Source organism: Vibrio sinaloensis (assembly GCF_000808535.1).
GTDB lineage: Bacteria > Pseudomonadota > Gammaproteobacteria > Enterobacterales > Vibrionaceae > Vibrio > Vibrio sinaloensis_D.
Genome location: NZ_JWLV01000010.1, coordinates 168953 through 184524, shown reverse-complemented (window position 1 = coordinate 184524; position 15572 = coordinate 168953). Strand labels below are relative to the sequence as shown.

The 15572-nt window shown below is 46.2% G+C and carries 14 protein-coding genes; 3 read left to right on the top strand and 11 right to left on the bottom strand.

Annotated features, from left to right (window positions below; translation table 11 throughout):
• Positions 1-19: 19 nt before the first annotated feature.
• The 4 genes from RJ47_RS08195 to yceD are packed head-to-tail and all read right to left on the bottom strand — an operon-like array spanning position 20 to position 2771.
• Positions 20-1000: a beta-ketoacyl-ACP synthase III gene (locus RJ47_RS08195; RefSeq protein WP_038134099.1), complete on the bottom strand. Its 981-nt coding sequence runs from the start codon at positions 998-1000 to the stop codon at positions 20-22.
• Positions 1001-1006: 6 nt separating this feature from the next.
• Entirely contained in the window at positions 1007-2032 is a 1026-nt protein-coding gene (plsX, locus tag RJ47_RS08190; protein ID WP_038191499.1) for a phosphate acyltransferase PlsX, read from the bottom strand.
• 10 nt (positions 2033-2042) lie between these two features.
• Positions 2043-2213, bottom strand: coding sequence for a 50S ribosomal protein L32 (gene rpmF / locus RJ47_RS08185; RefSeq protein WP_004414666.1), 171 nt, complete (start codon positions 2211-2213; stop codon positions 2043-2045).
• Positions 2214-2243: 30 nt separating this feature from the next.
• Positions 2244-2771, bottom strand: coding sequence for a 23S rRNA accumulation protein YceD (gene yceD, locus RJ47_RS08180; protein WP_038134092.1), 528 nt, complete (start codon positions 2769-2771; stop codon positions 2244-2246).
• Positions 2772-2919: 148 nt separating this feature from the next.
• Between yceD and RJ47_RS08175 the strand changes: the two genes are divergently transcribed.
• A complete protein-coding gene (locus tag RJ47_RS08175; protein ID WP_039483074.1) occupies positions 2920-3501 on the top strand; it encodes a Maf family protein in 582 nt (193 codons plus the stop codon).
• 60 nt (positions 3502-3561) lie between these two features.
• Here the strand turns inward: RJ47_RS08175 and rluC are convergent, their stop codons facing one another.
• Positions 3562-4506 carry a 23S rRNA pseudouridine(955/2504/2580) synthase RluC gene (gene rluC / locus RJ47_RS08170; protein ID WP_039483071.1) on the bottom strand — a complete coding sequence of 315 codons (945 nt, stop codon included), beginning with the start codon at positions 4504-4506 and terminating at the stop codon, positions 3562-3564.
• A gap of 572 nt (positions 4507-5078) precedes the next feature.
• Here rluC and rne point away from each other — a divergent pair.
• Both rne and RJ47_RS08160 read left to right on the top strand, forming a co-directional pair.
• Complete coding sequence (gene rne / locus RJ47_RS08165) at positions 5079-8078, top strand: ribonuclease E (RefSeq protein WP_039483068.1); 3000 nt, start codon at positions 5079-5081, stop codon at positions 8076-8078.
• A gap of 319 nt (positions 8079-8397) precedes the next feature.
• The gene (locus tag RJ47_RS08160) at positions 8398-9957 is read left to right on the top strand and encodes a SulP family inorganic anion transporter (protein ID WP_038191504.1); all 1560 of its coding nucleotides are present in this window, start codon (positions 8398-8400) and stop codon (positions 9955-9957) included.
• Positions 9958-10024: 67 nt separating this feature from the next.
• Here the strand turns inward: RJ47_RS08160 and rnd are convergent, their stop codons facing one another.
• The 6 genes from rnd to tsaB form a co-directional block, all read right to left on the bottom strand.
• Positions 10025-11140: a ribonuclease D gene (gene rnd / locus RJ47_RS08155; RefSeq protein ID WP_039483065.1), complete on the bottom strand. Its 1116-nt coding sequence runs from the start codon at positions 11138-11140 to the stop codon at positions 10025-10027.
• A 155-nt stretch (positions 11141-11295) separates the two neighbouring features.
• Positions 11296-12990, bottom strand: coding sequence for a long-chain-fatty-acid--CoA ligase FadD (gene fadD, locus RJ47_RS08150; protein WP_039483062.1), 1695 nt, complete (start codon positions 12988-12990; stop codon positions 11296-11298).
• Between the two features lie 111 nt (positions 12991-13101).
• Positions 13102-13959, bottom strand: a complete 858-nt coding sequence (locus RJ47_RS08145; RefSeq protein WP_039483058.1) for an alpha/beta fold hydrolase — start codon at positions 13957-13959, stop codon at positions 13102-13104.
• A complete protein-coding gene (locus RJ47_RS08140; protein ID WP_039483055.1) occupies positions 13956-14507 on the bottom strand; it encodes a Slp family lipoprotein in 552 nt (183 codons plus the stop codon). The genes RJ47_RS08145 and RJ47_RS08140 overlap by 4 nt, the downstream gene beginning before the upstream one ends.
• A 19-nt stretch (positions 14508-14526) precedes the next feature.
• Entirely contained in the window at positions 14527-14829 is a 303-nt protein-coding gene (locus RJ47_RS08135) for a hypothetical protein (RefSeq protein WP_039483053.1), read from the bottom strand.
• 29 nt (positions 14830-14858) lie between these two features.
• Positions 14859-15560 (bottom strand): tRNA (adenosine(37)-N6)-threonylcarbamoyltransferase complex dimerization subunit type 1 TsaB, encoded by a 702-nt coding sequence (gene tsaB, locus RJ47_RS08130; RefSeq protein WP_039483050.1) that lies wholly within the window; start codon positions 15558-15560, stop codon positions 14859-14861.
• Between the last annotated feature and the right edge of the window lie 12 nt (positions 15561-15572).

The window sequence follows — 15572 nt, the reverse complement described above, 5'->3', positions numbered from 1 at the left end:
TCTTAATTTTGAATTCTATTTAGAACTTAACGAGCGCCGAGCCCCAAGTAAAACCACCGCCAAATGCTTCTAGCAGCAGAGTTTGACCGCGCTGAATACGACCATCGCGCACTGCTTCATCGAGCGCAGTAGGAACGGTAGCCGCTGATGTGTTGCCGTGACGGTCTAATGTCACGACGACTTGATCCATGGACATCGCAAGTTTCTTGGCCGTCGCTGAAATAATACGTAGGTTGGCTTGATGAGGCACTAACCAATCTAGTTCAGATTTATCCATGCCATTTTCTTTTAGCGTTTCTTTTACCAAACGCGAAAGCTGAGTCACAGCCACTTTGAATACTTCGTTACCAGCCATATGCAGCCAGCTGTTAATGTCTTCGCTGTGTTCTGATTCGCTAGGCACTTTCTCATGACGGTCTGCAAACTTAAGGCTAAGTAGTTCACCGAAACGGCCATCAGCGTTGATCGTCGTAGACAGAATACCTGGTTCTTCACTAGCACCAACCACAACAGCACCGGCAGCATCACCAAAAAGGATGATCGTAGAGCGGTCGTTAGGATCACATGTCTTAGACAATGCGTCAGCACCAATTACCAAGATGTTTTTACAATGACCGGTTTTGATGTATTGGTCAGCAACAGAAAGCGCGTAGATAAACCCTGAACATGCCGCAGCCATATCAAAGGCAGGACAATGCTTAATACCAAGCAGCGCTTGTACCTGACATGCCGCTGATGGGAAAGCGTGTGAGCCACTTGTGGTCGCTACAAGAATCATATCGATATCGTCTTTGTCGATACCTGCCATCTCGATAGCATTCTTCGCCGCTTGGTAGCCCATGTCTGCAACAGTTTCATTTTCTGCCGCGATACGACGTTCACTAATACCTGTGCGAGTGACAATCCACTCGTCAGTGGTATCTACCATTTTCTCTAAGTCTGCGTTTGAACGCACCTGAGATGGCAGGTAGCTGCCAGTACCTAAAATTTTGCTATACATGAAGACCTAATAATGCCTCTCGAGTAAAACCGCTTCCAAACGATCGCTAATACGGCTGGGTACTTGTCGTTTGACCTCGTGCAACGCCTCACCAATTGCATTGATGACGGCGTTAACGTCAGCGCTTCCATGGCTTTTTATGACAATGCCGCGCAATCCTAGCAAACTTGCACCGTTATACTGGTCGGGGTTCAGTGTTTTTAGCTCATTAAATAAGCTGGAAAATAATTTTCTTGCAATCCAACCCTTTATAGATGAGGACATCATGCTCGATTTCAACTTATCTATAAAAAGCTGGGCTGTACCTTCGCAAGCTTTTAAACATACATTTCCCACAAAGCCGTCACACACAACGACATCTGCGGCGTCATGCAACAATTGATTACCTTCAATGTAGCCTACAAAATTGACCGACTGCGTAGCAGAGAGCATCTCAGCACAGCGCTTGACAAGATCGTTGCCTTTTATTTCTTCAGCACCAATGTTAAGGATCGCTACACGGGGTGGTCGTTGTAAGTATTGTTCCGCCAACGCACTACCCATTACCGCAAATTGGAAGAGCGAATCAGCATCACTAGAAACGTTTGCCCCTAGATCTAACATCCAGGTTTTGCTACCAGAAGCGGTTGGCAAAGCCGAAATCAGGGCTGGTCGCTCGATTCCAGGCAAAAGCTTTAAGCGAAAACGTGATAACGCCATCAAAGCGCCAGTGTTTCCTCCGCTAACACAGGCATCCGCATCGCCTTGAGCGACCGCATCAATTGCCATGCCCATGGAAGTGCCGTTGCTATTTCTTAGCGCGAGAGACGGTTTTTCTGAGTTGGAGATCACTCGGTCACAGTGTTGAATGCTCAAGCGAGAATCTGGCTGATAACCAAGAGAAGATAATTGAGTTGTGATCGAAGTTTGATCACCTAGTAGGATCACTTTTAGCTCTGGGAAATGCGACAGTGCCTGCACGGCGGCAGGCACTGTAACGCGAGGACCGAAATCCCCGCCCATTGCATCAAGTGCAACGGTTATATTAGGCAAAGGTTCAACCTTACTTGTTGATAACCTTTTTACCACGGTAGTAACCTTCAGCAGTTACGTTGTGGCGTAGGTGAGTTTCACCTGAAGTTGCGTCTACAGAAAGTGCAGCTGTAGTTAGGGCATCGTGTGAACGACGCATACCACGCATTGAACGTGATTTCTTGCTCTTTTGTACGGCCATTGACCCTACTCCTATGTAAGTATTAAAGAATTACTTCTTTAAGCTTTTTAAAACGTCAAATGGATTCGGTTTTTTCTCTTCCACAATTTCTTCTGGAATTTCGCCAAACACCATATTATCTGAATCAACGCTACAGTCCGCTTCGTCGTGCATTGCAATTTGAGGCAAGTTTAGAATGAACTCGTCTTCAACTAACTGTATTAGGTCTAATTCACCGTACTCGTTCAGATCTACCAAATCGTACTCTTCCGGTGCTTCCTCTTCAGTCCTTTCACCGCGATACGGTGTATAGGTGAATTGGACATCGCACTCATGTGCGAAAACCTCATTACAGCGCTGACACTCTAAGTCGACTACGATGTTAGCTTTACCAGAGATAACAACGAGTCGCTGCTCATCTAAGTCAAATGACAGTGACACTTCGGCGTCGCGTTTAACGCCTTCGACCGACTCCACTAAGCGCTTAAAGAGACTAATTTGAATAATACCTTCAACATCTAGTCGCTTCTGGGCAGCGCGCATTGGATCAATCGTACGCGGTATTTTTACCTTTTGCATAGGGCGCGAATTCTATCTTCCAAATCGTTTATAGTCAAAGAAAAAGGGCAAAAAAGTGGACTTTTTTTCCTTTCCAGCGAGAGAGCTAGTATCACAACCATAATATCGATTAAGCTCACACTAACCCGCTGTTAGATTGTAAATTAAAATGCCAAATTACCAACTAGTTTTAGCCTCTACCTCACCGTATCGCGCCCAACTGCTCAATAAACTTGCAGTTCCATTTATTACAGCTAGCCCTGATTTCGATGAAACGCCGTTAGATAACGAAACACCTTTTGAGCTCGTCAAACGCTTAGCCATCGGCAAAGCGAACTCCTGTCAAACATCACAAGCAAGCTTGGTTATTGGTAGCGATCAAGTCTGCGTTATCGATGGAAAAATTATCGGTAAACCTCATACTCGTGAAAAGGCTATCGAGCAATTAACTCAACAAAGCGGGAAGTCTATACAGTTTTTTACTGGGCTTGCCGTTTATAACAGTGTTTCGGGTGAAACGCAGGCTCTGGTTGATACGTTTACCGTCCATTTTCGCTCCCTCTCTCAACACCAAATAGAAAGCTATGTTGATAAAGAAGAACCTTTTAACTGCGCTGGCAGCTTTAAAAGTGAGGGCTTAGGTATTGCGCTTTTTGAAAGACTTGAGGGCAAAGATCCCAACACCTTAGTCGGTTTACCTCTTATAAACCTGATCGATATGCTAGAAAAGCAAGGGATAAGCATACTCTAGGGGAAAGAAAAGGGCTGACGCCTTGCGTCAGCCCTTGATGAATAAAGCTAATTGCTTTGTCTAAAGTTTTCGCAATCCTGCCAACACTCGCTCAAGCTTCGCTTCCATAGGTGCGTTGATTTCCATCCATTCATCGTTGGACGGATGTTGGAACTTGATATTAGCCGCGTGCAGGAACAAACGATCCAACCCCACCTTACCCGTGTAGGCATCGAAACGTCTGTCACCATAGCGATCATCCCAAGCAATCGGGTGACCCGTGTATTGAGTATGCACTCGGATTTGGTGTGTGCGACCCGTAATTGGACTCGCTTGAACAAGCGTTGCGTCCGCAAACTTCTCGATGATTTTAAATCGAGTTTCCGACACTTTGCCATTTGGGTTAACGCGGACAATGCTGTTTACTTCATTTTTTAACAGAGGCGCGTTAACAACCTTACAGCTGCTCTTCCATTGCCCCATGACCAAAGCAAAGTAAAACTTCTTCACCGTTTTCTCTCTGAACTGCGCTTGCAAATGGCGCAGTGCAGAACGCTTTTTAGCCACCAACAAAATACCTGATGTATCACGGTCAATACGATGCACGAGTTCAAGAAAACGCGCTTGAGGGCGCAACGCGCGCAGAGCTTCAATGGCACCAAACTTAAGCCCACTGCCGCCATGCACCGCCGTTCCCGATGGTTTATTCAATATGAGCATATGATCGTCTTCATAAATAATCATATGCTCTAGTTCTGCAACCTTGTTTAGCTTGGTGCTCGGGGCAACTTCGTCGGTTTTTTCTTCCATCGTTACCGGTGGAATGCGGACTAAATCCCCAGCTTGAAGCTTATATTCTGCTTTGACGCGTTTTTTGTTTACACGCACTTCTCCCTTACGCAAGATTCGATAAACCATGCTTTTAGGGATACTTTTCAATTGGTTGCGTAAGAAATTATCAATACGCTGACCTGCCATGTCGTCGTCAATATCGACAAACTGGACTTTTGTTCTTATTTCGCTCATGCGGTTATTCTATCACTCAAAGTTGCGTGATTTCACATTTTCTTCGCAACAAACTGGAATTTCACTCGATAAGAATGGGTTCAAATTCTACTCCGAATAAAATTCCACCAATTTAATTACAATTTTCAAAAAACTGGCTGTTAGCGCTTCCAAAACAGATACTTATGAAAAATAAAAACAGCTTTTTTAGCGTTTTATTATAAAGCAGATTGCTGAGTTTATTGGGTACTGCTATAGTTCACACCTGCAATAAAGGATTCGGTTGCATTTTAATCAAACCCAATCATTTTAAAGCAAGTTAAATGAGTAGCTCGCTAATTTACCAAAATGCCGCACACGGCGTAAGACATTTTCGAAACTAGCAAATCTTGATGCCCTACTCATAACTCATTCACGTTGAGTATTTACCGCCAACTATGCGGCTCACAAGCGATCAAATAGCTTGTGAGGCTGAAGTGCCCCAGAGCATCCCTCCAGCCGGGAGGCTGCAACGAAATAAGCCATGGGATCAGGCACCGTGAAAGAGAAAAAAGGCAACAAGAAAAACAAAAAAATGACAACGAGATTTATCAATGAAAAGAATGTTAATCAACGCAACTCAAAAAGAAGAGTTGCGTGTCGCTTTGGTTGATGGCCAGCGACTTTTCGATCTAGATATCGAAAGTCCAGGTCATGAATCGAAAAAAGCGAATATCTACAAAGGACGTATCACCCGCATCGAACCAAGTCTAGAAGCTGCCTTCGTTGACTACGGTGCAGAAAGACACGGTTTCCTCCCTCTTAAAGAAATTGCCCGCGAATACTTCCCTGAAGGATACACATATCAAGGCCGTCCTAGCATTAAAGAAGTGCTAACCGAAGGCCAAGAAGTGATCGTACAAGTCGAAAAAGAAGAACGTGGCAGCAAAGGCGCTGCACTTACAACGTTTATTTCTCTTGCGGGTAGCTACCTTGTTCTTATGCCTAACAACCCTCGAGCTGGCGGTATTTCTCGTCGTATCGAAGGTGATGAGCGCACACAGCTGAAAGCTGCATTAAGTACTCTAGAATTGCCTCAAGGCATGGGTCTAATCGTACGTACTGCTGGCGTAGGCAAGAGTGCGGAAGAGCTAGAGTGGGATTTGAATGTACTCCTTAACCATTGGGGTGCGATCAAGCAAGCATCAGACTCAAATGCAGCGCCTTTCTTGATTCACCAAGAAAGTAACGTCATTGTTCGTGCTATCCGAGACTACCTACGTCGTGATATCGGTGAAATCCTTATCGATAGCAACACAATTTACGAGCGCGCACTTGAGCACATCCGCCTTGTTCGCCCAGACTTCGTGAACCGTGTTAAGAAATACGACGGTGAGGTACCACTCTTTAGCCACTACCAAATCGAAAGCCAAATCGAATCTGCGTTCCAACGTGAAGTTCGCCTGCCTTCTGGTGGTTCAATCGTTATCGACCCAACAGAAGCACTGACTTCTATTGATATCAACTCCGCTCGCGCAACAAAGGGTGGTGATATCGAAGAAACAGCTTTAAACACAAACCTTGAAGCAGCCGATGAAATTGCTCGTCAGCTACGTCTTCGTGACTTAGGTGGTCTAGTTGTTATCGACTTTATCGATATGACGCCAGTTCGCCACCAACGTGAAGTTGAAAACCGTCTGCGTGATGCCGTTCGTATGGATCGTGCACGCGTACAAATTGGCCGTATTTCTCGCTTTGGCTTGCTTGAAATGTCGCGCCAACGCCTAAGCCCTTCTCTTGCGGAAGCAAGTCACCATATCTGTCCTCGCTGTACAGGTACTGGTGTGGTTCGTGACAACGAATCATTAGCGCTTTCTGTTCTTCGTTTAATCGAAGAAGAGGCATTGAAAGACAATACTGCGCAAGTTTTGGCTGTAGTGCCTGTACCAATCGCTTCTTACCTTCTCAATGAAAAGCGTCGTTCAGTGAACCACATCGAACGTACACAACAAGTTAAGATCACGGTTGTTCCAAACTCAGAGATGGAAACGCCTCACTTCGACGTAATCCGTGTTCGTGAAGGTGAAGAGTTCGATCTGCTGTCTTACCTACTTCCTAAGAAACTGGAAGCAATGAAAGAAGCTGAAGGTCGTGAAGTGTCAGAAGTAGACGCGAAACCAAAGAAACTGGAAGAACCGGTTCTTAAAGGCTTCGCATCTCCGGCTCAATCTGCGCCAACACCGCCTAAACCAACGCCTAAAGCAAAAGAAAGCAAACCTGCTGTTGCTGAAGAATCGAAACCTGGTTTAGTAAGCCGCTTCTTCAAAGCGCTAGGTAGTTTCCTATTTGGCTCAGGTGCTGAAGAGGAAAAGGTTGAAGAGAAGCAGGCAAAATCGGATAAGAAAGACGGCCAGCGCAACAATCGCAACCGTCGAAATCGTAACGATAACCGTCGCCGTAATTCTCGCGACAACCGTAACGAAAACCGTAAAGATAATCGCGAAGATAAACGTGATAACAAGCGTAAGCCTCAATCACGTGATGAAGCGACAAGCGATAACAAACAGACTAACGACCGCAAGCAACAGAACCGTAAGCCTAAGCAAGATCGCCGTAACAAGCGTGACGAAGTGAAGACAAACAACAAAGTTGCTGAAGAAGGTCTAAAACTCGCATCTGAAGCACAGCAAGCTGAAAAGCCAAACCGTGCAGAAGAAAAAACGGCTAAAGTTAAAGAGCGTCGTCAACGTCGTAAGCTGAATAAGCAAGTTCGCGTTAAAGACCAGCAGAAAGCGCAAGCAGAAGCAGTCGAAGACGTGAAACAGGTACAGGCGGAATCAGTCGCCGAAACTGTCGAGCAAGCGATAGAAGCAGTGGCTTCGGAAGAAGAGCAACAGCCGAAGCAACGTCGCAACCGTCGTTCTCCGCGTCACCTACGTGCGAGTGGTCAACGTCGTCGTCGCGGTCGCGATCGTCGCCCTAACCCATTCCGTCTACGTAAAGGTGGGGTTGCGTCTCCAGAAATGGCAATGGGTAAAGTTATGCCAAGCTATGGCATCACTAAGCCGACACGCAAACCGAAGAAACAACACGCTACGGCGGACACTCAAGTGGCACTTGGCGGTTTTGCTTGCCCTGAAATGGCGATGGGTAAAGTGATCGTGCGTCGTGAGCAACCTGTAGTTGAAGTAGAAGTTGCGCCAATCGTAGAACAACCAAGAGTTGAGGCGCCAGCGGTTGAAGTACCTGTCGTTGAAACGCCTGTTGAGAACGAAGCGGTGAATATTGCTCCAGAACAGGTTGAAGAAACCGTCGAAGTGATTGCTGAAGCGGTAGCAACTGTGAACTCTGAACAAGCTGAAGCTCCAGTTAAAGAGCAAGATGCAGAGGTTGAAGAGCATCAGGCTGCTAAGGAAGATACTGAAATCGTCGTTCCAGCATTCAAAGGTCACGCTTCTGCGCCAATGGCAAAAGCACCAGGAACATCAGAGCTAAAAGAGATCACTGTTAACGCAGCGCCTCTACGCACTGAACGTTACCAGTCGAAAGGTGCCGGAAGCCAAGTTGCTCGCAACCAAGCGGGTGCAGCGATGGCTAAGCCGCAAAGCTACTAATTTAGTACTCGAACAAGTACTCAAACGAAACAGCTCCTATACTAGGAGCTGTTTTTTTATGTGTAAAATTCATCACGACTACGTATCTGTTATTAATCACAAATATTAGTCAATATAGGGTTCATTCTTGAACTTAATCACACTTTTCGGTAGCATTCGCCGACTCGAACTGAATTCTGCTCATATCGCTATATCTAACTAGCGGCGTTTACGCTGAGCAATAGCTTTAAACACTCTGCTCTTTTACATTGCATTTTACTTGGTGCTCACTAAAGCTTAATTCAGACTCCTTCTACACACTTAGCAAAACTGAGTAAGCATGTTTGAATTTCCACAATTTTCTAAGCACTCCGTCAAAAACGACGTGCTCTCTGGTCTAACGGTTGCGTTAGCACTGGTTCCTGAAGCGGTTGCATTTGCATTCGTCGCAGGCGTTGACCCTATGGTTGGCTTATACGCTGCCTTCATCGTTGGTTTAATCACCTCAATCTTTGGTGGTCGCCCAGGTATGATCTCTGGTGCAACAGGTGCAATGGCCGTTGTTATGGTTTCATTGGTCGCAACCCACGGTGTTCAATACTTGTTTGCCGCTATCTTACTCGCAGGTATTCTCCAAGTTGCTGCTGGTCTATTTAAGCTTGGTAAGTTCATCCGTATTGTTCCTCACCCTGTAATGATTGGTTTCGTGAATGGTTTAGCGATTGTTATCTTCCTTGCGCAGCTTGGCCAATTTAAAGCGCCGGATCTTACGGGTGCGTTGACATGGCTACCGTCTGACCAAATGATGCTGATGCTAGGTCTGGTTGCACTCACCATGGCGATTATTCACTTCTTGCCTAAGTTTACTACTGCCGTTCCTTCGTCACTTGTGGCGATTGTCACCGTCACGGCATTGGTTGTGGGTTTGGATCTTGAAACACGCACCGTTGTCGATTTCCTACGCACGATGTCAGGCGATGAAGCCGCGACACTTGCGGGCTCGCTACCGACTTTCTCAATTCCAGCTGTTCCATTTACATTTGAAACGCTGCAAATCATCCTTCCGTACGCCATTATCTTGGCTGCGATTGGCTTGATTGAATCTCTACTGACGCTTACTGTTCTCGACGAAATGACTAACACGCGTGGTCAATCTAACCGTGAGTGTATCGGTCAAGGTATGGCTAACATGACCTGTTCAGTCTTTGGTGCTATGGGTGGTTGTGCGATGATTGGTCAGTCAATGATCAACGTAAACTCCGGTGGTCGTGGTCGACTTTCAGGTATTGTTGCTGCCGTTGCACTGTTGATGTTCATTTTGTTTGCTTCATCTCTCATTGAAATGATTCCTCTGGCTGCACTAGTGGGCGTGATGTTCATGGTGGTTATCGGTACATTTGAATGGGCAACCTTCAAACTTGCTCGCCGAGTACCAAAACAAGATTTCTTCGTTATCGTCCTGGTAACGGTTGTAACCGTTCTGACTGATTTAGCAGTCGCTGTTTTCGTTGGTGTTATCGCATCTGCACTAATGTTTGCTTGGCAACATGCAAAACACATCTACGCTGACACATGTATCAACGAAGAGGGTTCAAAAGAGTATAAGATTCACGGTCCTGTATTCTTTGGTTCTGTTGCAAACTTCCTTGAGATCTTTGATGCTCACAAAGACCCTGTAGACGTTATTGTTGACTTTGCCGACTCGCGTGTCACCGACCACTCAGCGATCGAAGCGATTGAAACCCTAGCCGAGCGTTACGCTGCACAGGGCAAAACGTTACACCTTCGCCACTTGAGCCCAGATTGCCGTAAACTACTCGACAAAGCAGGTAGCCTAGTGGAAATCAATGTCAAAGAAGATCCTAGCTATAAAGTCGCAACCGACGTACTTGCAGGCTAACTCGAACAATTGTAAAAAAGGGCTTCCATTTGGAAGCCCTTTTTATTTCTGCATTAACTAACGGAAGCTACAGCAGTTTATTGAGTTTCTCCCCAACTAACTGTAAACGCCATCCCTGCATCACATCGGGAAGTTTTGCGGGGTCTCTGTCCTTCTTCCACACCCAACTAATGACTTGATTGAGCTGCTTCTTTGATGCAATAAATTCGGTCGCTAAACCAGAAGCCTGGGAGGCATGCTTCACTTCATCTTTCAGAAGTTTGAATTTTTGCTTGTAGCCTGGCATGTCCATAAGACGCTCGATTTTCTCTGGGTACTCTTCCGGAGAGATGCCGCGAGCCAATTTTACAATAGAGATGATGCGCGTAGCATGGCGCTGGACTGAACGTGAGTCCATCCCCTCTTGTTCCATTCGCTGGCGATTTTGTAAGCCCAATCTCGCCACGTTCAACAAGTCATTCTCTTTGAAGATAAAATTCAATGCTAAGTCACGACGGACTGCTTCTTTATAACGCCATGTCGCCAGTGGTTTTAGTATTGCTAACTCACGTGGTTTTAGCTGCCAAGCCCCCTTGACATCGAGATAAGCCATCTCAGGATCGGTATTTTTAATGCGCTTAGCGGCCAAAAGGTCGCTCTCTTGTTGAGCGGCTTCCCACCAGCCAGCTTCTGTTACTGCATTCAATAACTTTTCATACAGTGGCAACAGGTAGAACACATCTGCTGCGGCATAATCTAGCTGCTTGTCGGTTAACGGGCGAGCTAACCAATCTGTTCGCGACTCACTTTTATCGAGTTCAACCTGCAAATAATGTTCAACTAACGAAGCAAACCCTGTCGATAGACCGTGCCCCAAAAATGCAGCCATGACTTGTGTGTCAACCATAGGATATGGCAAGCAGCCGAAACTGTTTTGAAAGACTTCGAGATCCTCACCACAGGCATGAAGCACTTTCAGTACAGAAGTATCTTGCAGCAGTTCAACAAATGGCGTCATCTCATCAAGTTCAGTTGGATCAATGAGGGATAGCAGCTCGCCGTCAAACAACTGAATCAATCCTAACTGTGGATAGAAGGTTCGCGTACGGACAAACTCAGTGTCTAGCATAACCACATCCACTTCTCGCGCTTTTTGACAAACTTGTTCTAGCAGAGCGTTATCGGTAACAATTTGGTAATTCACTAATCTCTCACTTTGGGGTTGATACCAATCTAGATAAGCATCCACCTTATCGTTTATCGCTTGGAAAGTGCTTATTTAGATTGGTATTAAAATGCATAAAAAATGCCGACAGGGTAATGTCGGCATTCTATCATCAATCACATAGCTCTGCTTGATTAGCTTTGTTCAGCTTTCGCTAAGTTGGCATCGTTTTCTTCACGTAAAACACGGCGCAAAATCTTACCCACATTGGTTTTTGGTAGATCTTCTTTGAACTCTACCAACTTAGGTACTTTGTAGCCTGTCAAATGTTGACGACAGTGAGCAATCACTTCATCTTTAGTAAGGCTAGGATCGCGCTTAACAACGTAGATCTTAACAATCTCACCAGACACTTCATGAGGTTGACCAATCGCCGCAACTTCAAGCACTTTGCCATGAAGCGCTACGACATCTTCAATCTCATTTGGATACACATTGAAGCCCGATACCAGAATCATATCTTTCTTACGGTCAACAATGTGGATCAAGCCTTCTTCATCAAACTTGACGATATCGCCTGTTGATAACCAACCTTCCGCATTAATGACTTCTTTGGTCGCTTCAGGACGTTGCCAGTAACCTTGCATAACCTGGGGACCACGTACTTGAAGCTCGCCCACTTCTGTATTTGGCAGTGGGTTGCCTTCATCATCGACAATTCGTACTTCAGTGGATGGGACAGGCAAACCAATCGCACCCGTGTAGTCAGTCAAGTCGTATGGGTTGCCCGTGACCAGAGGCGAACACTCTGTTAATCCGTAACCTTCAAGCAGGTGCACACCTGTGGTCTTCTTCCACTGGTCGGCTACTGCTCGCTGAACGGCCATACCACCACCAACAGCCAGCTTTAAGTTAATAAAGTTAAGCTCATGGAAGTCTTCGTTGTTGACTAAGGCGTTGAACAAGGTATTAACTCCCGTAACCGCAGTAAATGGGTATTTCTGGAGTTCTTTGACAAAACCAGGAATGTCACGTGGGTTAGTGATGAGTAGGTTTTGCCCACCCATTTCAATAAACAGCAAACAGTTTACCGTCAAAGCAAAGACGTGATACAGCGGCAAAGCGGTGACCACCAACTCGCGCCCTTCAGACAATACTGGACCATAGGCGCCTTTCGCTTGCATGACGTTGGCAATCATATTGCGATGGGTCAAAATTGCGCCCTTCGCTACGCCGGTTGTTCCGCCTGTGTATTGGAGAAAGGCAATGTCATCACCTGACATAAAGGGTTTCACGTACTGAAGACGGCGCCCTTTATGCAGTGCTTTACGCATCGAGATGGCACCCGGCAGATCATATTTTGGCACCATGCCTTTAACGTATTTCACCACGAAGTCGACGATGGTTCCTTTTGCTCGCGGTAACATCTGACCCAAACTCGTGAGTACTACGTGTTTTACCTGCGTATTATCAACAATTTGTTCCAGCGTATTGGCGAAGTTGGACACGATAACAATCGCCGTTGCACCTGAGTCGTTAAGTTGATGCTCTAGCTCTCGAGGGGTATACAGTGGGTTTACGTTAACGGCTATCAAACCTGCGCGTAAAACACCAAATAACGCCACTGGGTATTGCAGTAGGTTTGGCATCATTAGGGCAACTCGGTCGCCTTTTTGCAATTTCAAATCGTTTTGCAGATATGCGGCAAAGGCGCGGCTGCGTTCTTCCAGTTTACGGAAGGTCATTACCGACCCCATATTTGTAAATGCTGGTTGGTCAGCGTACTTCTGTACTGACTGCTCAAACATCTCAACCAAAGATGGATATTGGTCTGGGTTAATGTGCTCTGGCACATCGCTTGGATAACGTGATAGCCAAGGTTTATCCACGGTAATACTCCTCGAAATAAGCTGGCTGAAGCCGATGAAATTGTCTTGTTTTTATCATCCGCTATTACAGCACAGGCGAAGCGTGTGAGCACGAAACACTCAAACACTTGTTTAAATTTTGTTAACTAAGCCAAAAATTAGGTTAGATACTCTAAAAGGTTGTTCTAAGTGGCAATGATGACCGCCCTCAATGACCTCAAACTGAGTCATATCAGAGGCCTCTTGCTGAAAAATAGGCAAATGTGAAAAGCCTCGATTGCCCAAAACAACACGCTGCGGACAAGAGATGTGTTGGCGAATGAACTGCGCATGCTTAAGCGACATTCGATAGAGCGACTGGCTTTGCAACTTAACATCGTGGCGCCAAATCCAATGCTCGCCATGCTGCTCAATGCCTCGCTTTACGACAGGCGCAATCAGGCTTGCCTCAATGTCATTCACTTTCGCGCGTCTTTCTATCGCGTTTTGCAGCGATGCCATCGCTCTTACCGGCTTTTTTCTGATCCGTTGGCGACTCGTAATACCCTCTTTGATCCTGCTAAGCGTATTCTCTTCAGTTTCAGCCAAGGGACCATACCCTTCTATTTGAACCAAACCACTAACCTGCTCTGGGAAGGCGGCACTATAACAACTTGCAATCAAAGCACCAAGAGAATGCCCCACCAACACCACTCTGTTTGGCGACAAGTTAACCAAAAATTGGTAAATATCGTCTAAATAGTCGTGAAATGGGTAGAAGTTCGACCCTTTTTTATGCCCAGAAAGACCGTGACCTGGTAAATCGATTGCGCAAAGATGCAATTGCGGTTCAAGGTGATGAAGCTCTGCCATAACCGTGGAAAAACTGGCGGCATTATCCAGCCACCCATGTAAAAAAACGACCGATATGTCGGCCGTTTTGCTGTTACCATACTCAAGGGTCGCAATGTCGATATCTTGAATGGCGTACCTTTGTTCTATTGGTGTCATTTCACTTCCTGAATCACCGTTCCTTGTCGGCTGCTATGACGCATCTCTCGACAATAAAGACCACGACATGGGTATAGATAACTGTCTACTTCCTGAATCCTAACCCGCTCTTCGATTCGCCATAAATGAAAGCCTTGCACTTTCATCACGGGAAAGGCGTACTCATAGTCACCTACTGCGCCTTGTTCGGCCCCAATACTTTGACCTAACAGAGTGATCAAACGCCCCTGAGCAAGAGACGCTGGCTCGGCGTAGCCGTCAATATAACCAACAAAACGTCCTTGCGGCTCTTGGCTGATATCTGGCTTTCCGTTTGAACTTATCGGCAAGTTAACCACTTCGACACGTGTTTTGCTTTGCAGATTGGTCACTTTGGCGATGACGCCACCTAAACGGACATTTCCACTCGCAGTGGGCTTGGATTGCCAAACTGTATAATCACTAACAAGTTGAGGGTCTTCAGATTTCAAGTTTTCAGGCAAGGTACTGCACGCACTTAGCAGAAATAGAGAGATCGTGACAAAAAGGCTGCGGGAGAAAATTGTCATACGTTGTGGACCTTTGAAGCTAGATGTAAATATCGACACCAAGCATTTGTGATAGTTCATCGCGTTTAGCTTGGTGCATGACATTCATATACTCTTCCATGGCCTTACGACTTCGTCCTTCGGGAAGATCATATTGGATTTGCGCTTTGTGTACTTCAGATTCGGAGACATGACGGATAGTTTGAGCAACAGCGTTCGCCACCTTAGATGGTTGGCCGACAGGCTCTTTTTGCTGCGCTTTATTTACCTCGTTCTTCTTGTTTGCCTTGTTGGCCTTATTAGGACCTGGCAATGAAGGAGGTAAACCATTTATTGATACCATACTATCCGCCTATCGCCGTTTAACCGCGGTTATTCGCGCCCTGGCAACTTCTTCCATGCTACCGTGTCACGCAAGTACGTTGGACTTGCCGCTTCCGCTTCAACCGTATTGCCCTTCGCTAACTCAAACTGAGCAAGATAGACGATATCTTCAGCGTCTGGGAATAACACATCCCCTTCCTCAGTTTTAAACTGGATCCCTTCTAGATCATTTTGATAAGCCGCCCAGCCCGTACCTGCCGTGCGCCAAAGCTGTTCATCGGCTGTACTATTCTCGGCTAGCACGCTCGGCGGAACGACGCATTCGGCATCAACTGGCGACCAAGTGCCATCTTCTTGACGGGCAAATCGTCCCCAGTACACTTCGCTCATACGCGCATCTATGGCGCACGCTACGTGCTCTGCACCATGTTTACGGTAGCTGCCTTGAGCCATCGCTTCCAGTGTCGATACACCAATCATCGGTAAATCCGCACCAAACGCTAAACCTTGTGCAATACCGATGCCAATGCGAACACCTGTAAAGCTACCTGGGCCACGACCATACGCCAGAGCATCAAGTTCGGCCAACGCCACACCCGCTTCTTTCAAGACTTCATCCACCATGGGTAGAATTTTTTTAGTGTGGTCTCGTGGTGCAACTTCGCTTCTAACATACACCTTGTCATCAACTAAAAGCGCTACAGAGCAGTTCTCTGTAGCCGTATCTAGGGCAAGAATTTTTGCGCTCATTGAAATCTCTAA